Annotated in this window: 8 protein-coding genes; 7 read left to right on the plus strand and 1 reads right to left on the minus strand. The window is 67.0% G+C overall.

Translation table 11 applies throughout. The features are described from left to right. From AB8Z36_RS25390 to AB8Z36_RS25420, 7 genes are all read left to right on the plus strand, one after another. Positions 1–273, plus strand: a 273-nt coding sequence (locus tag AB8Z36_RS25390) for a hypothetical protein (RefSeq protein ID WP_369215696.1), incomplete at its 5' end; no start/stop codon positions are given. Beyond that, positions 270–866 carry a Tat pathway signal sequence domain protein gene (locus AB8Z36_RS25395; protein WP_369215697.1) on the plus strand — a complete coding sequence of 199 codons (597 nt, stop codon included), beginning with the start codon at positions 270–272 and terminating at the stop codon, positions 864–866. The genes AB8Z36_RS25390 and AB8Z36_RS25395, both read left to right, overlap by 4 nt. A gap of 291 nt (positions 867–1,157) precedes the next feature. Beyond that, the gene (locus tag AB8Z36_RS25400; protein ID WP_369215698.1) at positions 1,158–2,408 is read left to right on the plus strand and encodes a branched-chain amino acid ABC transporter substrate-binding protein; all 1,251 of its coding nucleotides are present in this window, start codon (positions 1,158–1,160) and stop codon (positions 2,406–2,408) included. Positions 2,409–2,525: 117 nt separating this feature from the next. After that, a complete protein-coding gene (locus AB8Z36_RS25405; RefSeq protein WP_369215699.1) occupies positions 2,526–3,455 on the plus strand; it encodes a branched-chain amino acid ABC transporter permease in 930 nt (309 codons plus the stop codon). A gap of 5 nt (positions 3,456–3,460) precedes the next feature. After that, on the plus strand, positions 3,461–5,305 hold the full coding sequence (locus tag AB8Z36_RS25410; RefSeq protein ID WP_369215700.1) for a branched-chain amino acid ABC transporter permease: 1,845 nt from the start codon (positions 3,461–3,463) through the stop codon (positions 5,303–5,305). Between the two features lie 3 nt (positions 5,306–5,308). Beyond that, positions 5,309–6,130 (plus strand): ABC transporter ATP-binding protein, encoded by an 822-nt coding sequence (locus AB8Z36_RS25415; protein WP_369215701.1) that lies wholly within the window; start codon positions 5,309–5,311, stop codon positions 6,128–6,130. Then, complete coding sequence (locus AB8Z36_RS25420; RefSeq protein ID WP_369215702.1) at positions 6,130–6,846, plus strand: ABC transporter ATP-binding protein; 717 nt, start codon at positions 6,130–6,132, stop codon at positions 6,844–6,846. Before AB8Z36_RS25415 ends, AB8Z36_RS25420 begins: the two co-directional genes overlap by 1 nt. Positions 6,847–6,950: 104 nt before the next feature. Here AB8Z36_RS25420 and AB8Z36_RS25425 read toward each other — a convergent pair. Next, positions 6,951–7,608: ANTAR domain-containing response regulator (locus AB8Z36_RS25425; RefSeq protein WP_369215703.1), on the minus strand; the 658-nt coding region annotated here is incomplete at its 5' end.

The following is a 7,608-nucleotide window of genomic DNA, read 5'->3' on the forward strand; positions in this document are numbered from 1 at the left end:
CGCACCACCTCCCCCGCCGAGCTGTGCACCGCGATCATCACCAAGTGGGCCCGGCAGCTCTACGAAGCGCGCGATCCGACCTACGGCGACTACCAGTCGATGGGCCTGTCGAACGGGCAGTACATGATCCTTCGCGACATCCTGGACGCCGCCCGCGCCGAGCGCGCACACGGATCGGACGCGGCCGGACGCGCGCTGATCACCCGGCGGACGCGCGAGCGCTGCGCCGAGCGCTACCGCGACGGCGGACCGAGCGGCGGTCCCTGGGTGTGAACGCCATCGGCCCGGTGGAGCCGGGCGAGGACACCTACGGCCACGACAGCGCCCCCGCACGCCCGCGGCGTCCGCTCACCCCGCGCCGCGCCCGCCACCGCCGCACCGCCCTCGCGGCGGCCACCGCCCTGGGCGTCGGCGCCGCCGCTCTGACGCTGTACCTGACGCGGCCGGAGCCGCCGCCGGGACCGCCGCCGCCCTGGCCGTCGCAGAGCGTGTCGGTGGCATACGCCAAGGAGATGTCCCACCCGCGCGCCGGGGAGCGGAACTTCACCTTCGCCGTCATCCTCACGCAGGCGTCAGGACCGCCCACGACCGTGCGCCGCGTCGCCCAGCCCTCGGCAGCCCTTTCGGTGCGCGCGACACCGCCCACACCATTCACGGTGAAAACAGGAAAACCCCGGAAGTTGATCATCACGATGCACATTCGCGAATGCGGAGAAGTGCCACGGAATGCCGGACTCCCTTTCCTGGAAGTAACACTGCGTAATGTCCGCGCAATCGAGAAGCAGAGTTACATCCTCGGTCCGGAATACGCGAATGATCTTTCCGGGGCGCTCACCGCCGCATGCCCACGAACACGGGTGTCATGAGTCAAACCGCCCTACACTCCTGCTCGTTGCGCTGGACGTTCTCAGCATGCGGATACGTCGAGAACGGATCAATGAGGCTGGATTCAGCCCCAACCACCCCTCCCGTTCCAGCCCGGAATACTCCGTGGCATAACAAGAGCGTCACAGCCTTGGTCCGACCACTCCACCTGGCACAAAGGCGCCCTTAGAGTCACGGCCAGTCACCGCGCCCACCGGATTCCTGTCAGTTCGGTTCCGCGATCGACTCGGCTTCCCAACAAGGGACAGCCGTGCCAGGGGAAAGGACTGATCGTGCGTCAACGTTCGCTCATAGCCATTACCGCCGCACTCACCGCGGGGGCTCTCACCCTCACCGCATGTGGCTCGCGCGACGACAGCAAGGACAAGGACGACGCCGGGGGCGGCGGCACCACAGTCGTCATCGGCGTCGACGCGCCACTGACCGGTGACCTCTCCGCCCTCGGCCTCGGCATCCGCAACTCCGTCGACCTCGCCGTCAAGCAGGCCAACAAGAAGAAGTACGTCGACGGCATCACCTTCAAGATGGAGTCCGCCGACGACCAGGGCCAGCCCTCCTCCGGCCAGACGAACGCCACCAAGTTCGTCGCCAACAAGGAGATCCTCGGCGCCGTCGGCCCCCTGAACTCCTCCGTCGGCGAGTCCATGCAGAAGGTCTTCGACGACGCCAAGCTCGTCCAGGTCTCCCCCGCCAACACCAACCCGGCCATGACCCAGGGCCAGGACTGGAACGGCGGCAAGAAGGTCCGCCCGTACAAGGCCTACTTCCGCACGGCCACCACGGACGCCATCCAGGGACCGTTCGCCGCGCAGTACCTGTACAACAAGGCCAAGAAGAAGAAGGTCTTCGTCATCGACGACAAGAAGACCTACGGCGCCGGCCTCGCCGCCACCTTCAAGGACGAGTTCACCAAGCTCGGCGGCAAGGTCGCCGGCACCGAACACGTCAACCCCGACACCAAGGACTTCGGCGCCGTCGCGACCAAGATCCGCAACTCCGACGCCGACGTCGTCTACTACGGCGGCGAGTACCCCGCGGCCGGCCCCCTCAGCAAGCAGATGAAGAAGGCCGGAGCCAAGATCCCGCTCGTCGGCGGTGACGGCATCTACAGCGCCGACTACATCAAGCTCTCCGGCAAGGACGGCAAGGGCGACTACGCCACCTCCGTCGGCCAGCCCGTCGAGGAACTGCCCTCCGCCAAGGAGTTCATCGCCAACTACAAGGCGGCCGGCTACAAGGAGGCCTACGAGGCCTACGGCGGCTACTCCTACGACTCCGCCTGGGCCATCATCGAGGCCGTCAAGAAGGTCGTCGACGACAACGACGGCAAACTGCCCTCCGACGCCCGCGCCAAGATCGTCGACGCCATGCAGGACGTCTCCTTCGACGGCGTGACCGGCAAGGTCGCCTTCGACCAGTACGGCGACGCCACCAACAAGCAGCTCACGGTCTACCAGGTCAAGGACACCACCGACCCGACCAAGGGCTGGAAGCCCGTCGAGTCCGGCACCTTCACCGGCTGACCCACCACCCGCAGTCACGACACACCCGCGCGGGGCGCTGCCCGACAGCGCCCCGCGCGGCGTCGCATCCGACGCGTGTCGTCATCCGTCGCATTCGAAAGACTCGGAGGACCTGCGGTGCACGAACTGCCGCAACAGCTGGTCAACGGCCTGCTACTGGGATCCATGTACGGCCTGATCGCCATCGGCTACACAATGGTCTACGGCATCGTCCAGCTCATCAACTTCGCCCACGGCGAGATCTTCATGGTCGGCGGCTTCGGCGCCCTCACCGTCTGGCTCTGGCTCCCCGGCGGCACCACCATGTGGGTGGCGATACCCCTCATGATCATAGGCGCCGTCATCGTCTCCACCACCGTCGCCGTCGGCGCCGAACGCTTCGCCTACCGGCCCCTGCGCGGCGCCCCCCGACTGGCACCGCTCATCACCGCCATCGGCCTCTCACTCGCCCTCCAGCAAGCCGTCTGGGCCTGGTACCCCAACGCCAAGTCCTCCCGCACCTTCCCCGAGATCCCCGGCGACTCCATCCACATCGGCAGCGTCACCATCCAGCCCGGCGACCTCTTCCTCGTCGTGGCCGCACCGATCTGCATGTTCGCCCTCGGCTGGTTCGTCATGAAGACCCGCGTCGGCCGCGGCATGCAGGCCACCGCACAGGACCCCGACACCGCCAAACTCATGGGCGTCAACACCGACCGCGTCATCGTCGTCGCCTTCGCCCTCGGCGCCGCCTTCGCCGGAATCGCCGCCGTCGCCTACGGCTTCCGCTACGGCGAGGTCAACTTCCGCATGGGCTTCCTCTGGGGCCTCAAAGCCTTCACCGCTGCCGTCCTCGGCGGCATCGGCAACATCTACGGCGCCATGATCGGCGGACTCGTCCTCGGCGTCGCCGAAGCCATGGCCACCGCCTACATGAACGACATCCCCGGCATGGACAAGCTCGGCGGCCAGTCCTGGGCCGACGTCTGGGCGTTCGTACTCCTCATCGTCGTCCTCCTCGTCAGGCCACAGGGCCTGCTCGGCGAGCGCGTCGCGGACAGGGCGTGACAACCATGAACACACACACCACCACGGCCGACAGCACCCACCCGCACAAGGAGCAGCCGCCCACCGGCCTCCTCCCCATCCCCACCGCCACAGCCCGCGCCCTGGCCACCGGCGGCGGCGCACTCACCGTCATCTCCACCTTCCTCGCCTGGACCTGGACCGCCGCCTTCCCCGGCGACCTCACCGTCTACGGCTACCCCGGCGGCCTCCAAGTGCTCGTCCTGATCACCGGCCTCCTCACCACCCTCCTCGGACTCGCCTCCTACGACATCAAAGGCATCCGAACCCTCACACCCGGCAGCGCCGACGCCGCCCTCAAATACGCGTCCCTCGCCGCCTTCGCCACCACCTGGTACACCGTCCTCGCCATCAGCGCCAAGCTCGGCGGACTCGCCAACCTCGAACCCGGCGGCTGGATCGCGGCCCTCGCCACCCTCACCGCCCTCACCGGCGCACTCGCCCTGCCCTTCGCACGGCCCCAGACCTACCCGGTCGACCCCGAGGACACCGGCTGGGAACAGTTCAAGCACCGCCTGCGCAACGGCACCACCATCCTCAGAGGCGCCTTCGCCGCCGAAACACCGCCCACACCCCGCAAGCTCAACGCCTCCCTCGAAATCCTCGTCATCATCGCCGCCCTCGCCCTCGGCCTCCTCGTCTTCACCTACGGCATCGGCACCGAATACGACGAACTCTTCATCGGCTTCCTGATCTCCGTCGGCTTCGGCTTCGCCGCACTCGCCAAAGCAGGACTCGTCGCCCAGGTCTCCGTCTACACCGCACGCCACCGCAACATCACCCTCACCGGCGCGTTCCTCGCCGCCGCAGCATTCCCCTTCACCCAGAGCGACGACCAATACGCCACCATCGGCGTCTACATCCTCATCTTCGCCACCGTCGCCCTCGGCCTGAACATCGTCGTCGGACTCGCCGGACTCCTCGACCTCGGATACGTCGCCTTCCTCGGCGTCGGCGCCTACGCCGCCTCCATGGTCTCCGGATCACCCAGCTCACCCTTCGACGTCCACCTCCCCTTCTGGGGCGCCATCCTCGTCGGCGCGGCCGCCTCCCTCATCTTCGGCGTCCTCATCGGCGCCCCCACCCTCCGCCTGCGCGGCGACTACCTCGCCATCGTCACCCTCGGCTTCGGCGAAATCTTCCGCCTCGTCGCCATGAACTCCGACGGAGCCTCCGGACCCGACATCACCAACGGATCCAACGGCATCTCCTCCATCCCCAACCTGGAAATCCTCGGCTTCGACTTCGGCATCGAACACACCATCGCGGGCTTCACCATCGGCCGATTCGCGAACTACTTCTTCCTGATGCTGCTCATCACCCTCGTCGTCGTCCTCGTCTTCCGCCGCAGCGGAGACTCCCGCATCGGACGCGCCTGGGTCGCCATCCGCGAGGACGAGACCGCCGCACTCGCCATGGGCATCAACGGCTTCCGCGTCAAACTGATCGCCTTCGCCCTCGGCGCCTCACTCGCCGGCCTCGCCGGCACCGTCCAGGCCCACGTGACCTACACCGTCACCCCCGAGCAATACCAGTTCGCCAACACCGTGCCGCCCAACTCCGCCTTCCTCCTCGCCGCCGTCGTCCTCGGCGGCATGGGAACCATCAGCGGACCCCTCGTCGGCGCCGCACTCCTCTACCTCATCCCCAACAAGCTCGCCTTCCTCGGCGACTACCAGCTCTTCGCATTCGGACTCGCACTCGTACTCCTCATGCGCTTCCGCCCCGAAGGCCTCATCCCCAACCGACGCCGCCAGCTCGAATTCCACGAAGCCGAACTCGCCCCCGGCGAAACACCACCACCCGCAGTCCTCAGCAAGACAGGGGCCTGACCCATGACCACAGACATCACCCAAAAGGGCCACGCCCCCMCCGCCCCCGCCGGAGAAACCGTCCTCGACGCCCGCGGCGTCACCATGCGCTTCGGCGGCCTCACCGCCGTACGCTCCGTCGACCTCACCGTCAACAGCGGAGAAATCGTCGGACTCATCGGCCCCAACGGCGCCGGAAAAACCACCTTCTTCAACTGCCTCACCGGGCTCTACATCCCCACCGAAGGCGAAGTCCGCTACAAGGGCGACATCCTCCCCGCGAAATCCTTCAAGGTCACCGCCGCCGGAATCGCCCGCACCTTCCAGAACATCCGCCTCTTCGCCAACATGACCGTCCTCGAGAACGTCCTCGTCGGCCGCCACACCCGCACCAAAGAAGGCCTCTGGTCCGCACTCCTGCGCGGCCCCGGCTTCCACAAAGCCGAAGCGGCCTCCCGAGCACGCGCCATGGAACTCCTCGAATTCGTCGGCCTCGCCGACAAGGCCGAACACCTCTCCCGCAACCTCCCCTACGGAGAACAACGCAAGCTGGAGATCGCACGAGCGCTCGCCAGCGAACCCGGCCTCCTGCTCCTCGACGAACCCACCGCGGGCATGAACCCCCAGGAAACCCGCGCCACCGAAGAACTCGTCTTCGCCATCCGCGACATGGGCATCGCCGTCCTCGTCATCGAGCACGACATGCGCTTCATCTTCAACCTCTGCGACCGCGTGGCCGTCCTCGTCCAAGGCGAAAAACTCGTCGAAGGATCAAGCGAAACGGTCCAGCAGGACGACCGCGTCATCGCCGCCTACCTCGGCGAGCCCTTCGAGGAGAACAACTGATGGCCGCACTCCTTGAGGTCGAGGACCTCCGCGTCGCCTACGGCAAGATCGAAGCCGTCAAAGGAATCTCCTTCACCGTCGAAGCCGGTCAGGTCGTCACCCTCATCGGCACCAACGGCGCGGGAAAGACCACGACACTCCGCACCCTCTCGGGCCTGCTGAAACCAGTCGGCGGATCGATCAAATTCAACGGCAAAACCCTGCGGAAATACCGCGCCGACCAGATCGTCTCCCTCGGCCTCGCCCACTCCCCCGAAGGCCGCCACATCTTCCCGCGCATGACCATCGAGGACAATCTCCGCCTCGGCGCCTACCTCCGCTCCGACAAAACGGGCATCGAAAAGGACATCAACCGCGCCTACGACCTCTTCCCCATCCTCGGAGAACGCAGAAAACAGGCAGCGGGCACCCTCTCCGGCGGCGAACAGCAGATGCTCGCCATGGGCCGCGCACTCATGTCCCAGCCGAAGCTCCTCATGCTCGACGAACCCTCCATGGGCCTCTCACCGATCATGATGCAGAAGATCATGGCGACCATCGCGGAACTCAAGGCCAACGGCACCACCATCCTGCTCGTCGAGCAGAACGCCCAGGCCGCGCTCTCCCTCGCCGACCACGGCCACGTCATGGAGGTCGGCAAGATCGTCCTCTCCGGTACCGGCGGTGACCTCCTGCACGACGAGTCCGTGCGCAAGGCGTACCTCGGCGAGGACTGACCCCGCCGCACGGCCGCCCCGCGCCGGGCACACGACAAGAGAAGGCCCGCACCCCTGACTCCCAGGGATGCGGGCCTCCTCGTACATACCGCTCGCCCTCCGGGCTAGCCCTTCGCCGCCTTCTTCTCCTCGGCGTCCTCGATGACCGCCTCCGCGACCTGCTGCATGGACAGCCGCCGGTCCATCGACGTCTTCTGGATCCACCGGAACGCGGCGGGCTCCGTCAGGCCGTACTCCGTCTGCAGAATCGACTTCGCCCGGTCCACCAGCTTCCGCGTCTCCAAGCGCTGCGAAAGGTCGGCGACCTCCTTCTCCAGCGTCTTCAGCTCCGTGAAGCGCGAGACGGCCATCTCGATCGCCGGGACGACGTCGCTCTTGCTGAAGGGCTTCACGAGGTACGCCATCGCGCCCGCGTCCCGCGCCCTCTCCACGAGGTCGCGCTGCGAGAACGCGGTCAGCATCAGGACCGGGGCGATGGATTCCTCGGCGATCTTCTCGGCGGCGGAGATCCCGTCGAGGACGGGCATCTTCACATCCAGGATCACGAGGTCCGGCTTGTGCTCGCGGGCCAGCTCGACGGCCTTCTCACCGTCACCGGCCTCACCGACGACGCTGTAGCCCTCTTCCTCGAGCATCTCTTTGAGGTCGAGCCGGATCAGGGCCTCGTCCTCGGCGATGACGACACGGGTCGTCAGCGGCGGCACGTGCGACTGGTCGTCGTCGGACACGGCGTCTGCGGGCTGGGGCGACTCGGGGGCGGTC

Origin of the sequence: Streptomyces flavofungini, from assembly GCF_041028215.1 — a bacterium.
GTDB lineage: Bacteria > Actinomycetota > Actinomycetes > Streptomycetales > Streptomycetaceae > Streptomyces > Streptomyces flavofungini_B.

Bases quoted from the DNA above. Each gene is read 5' to 3' on its own strand.
- AB8Z36_RS25410 (WP_369215700.1), top strand. From the start codon at position 3,461: ATGAACACACACACCACCACGGCCGACAGCACCCACCCGCACAAGGAG.
- AB8Z36_RS25420 (WP_369215702.1), top strand. From the start codon at position 6,130: ATGGCCGCACTCCTTGAGGTCGAGGACCTCCGCGTCGCCTACGGCAAG.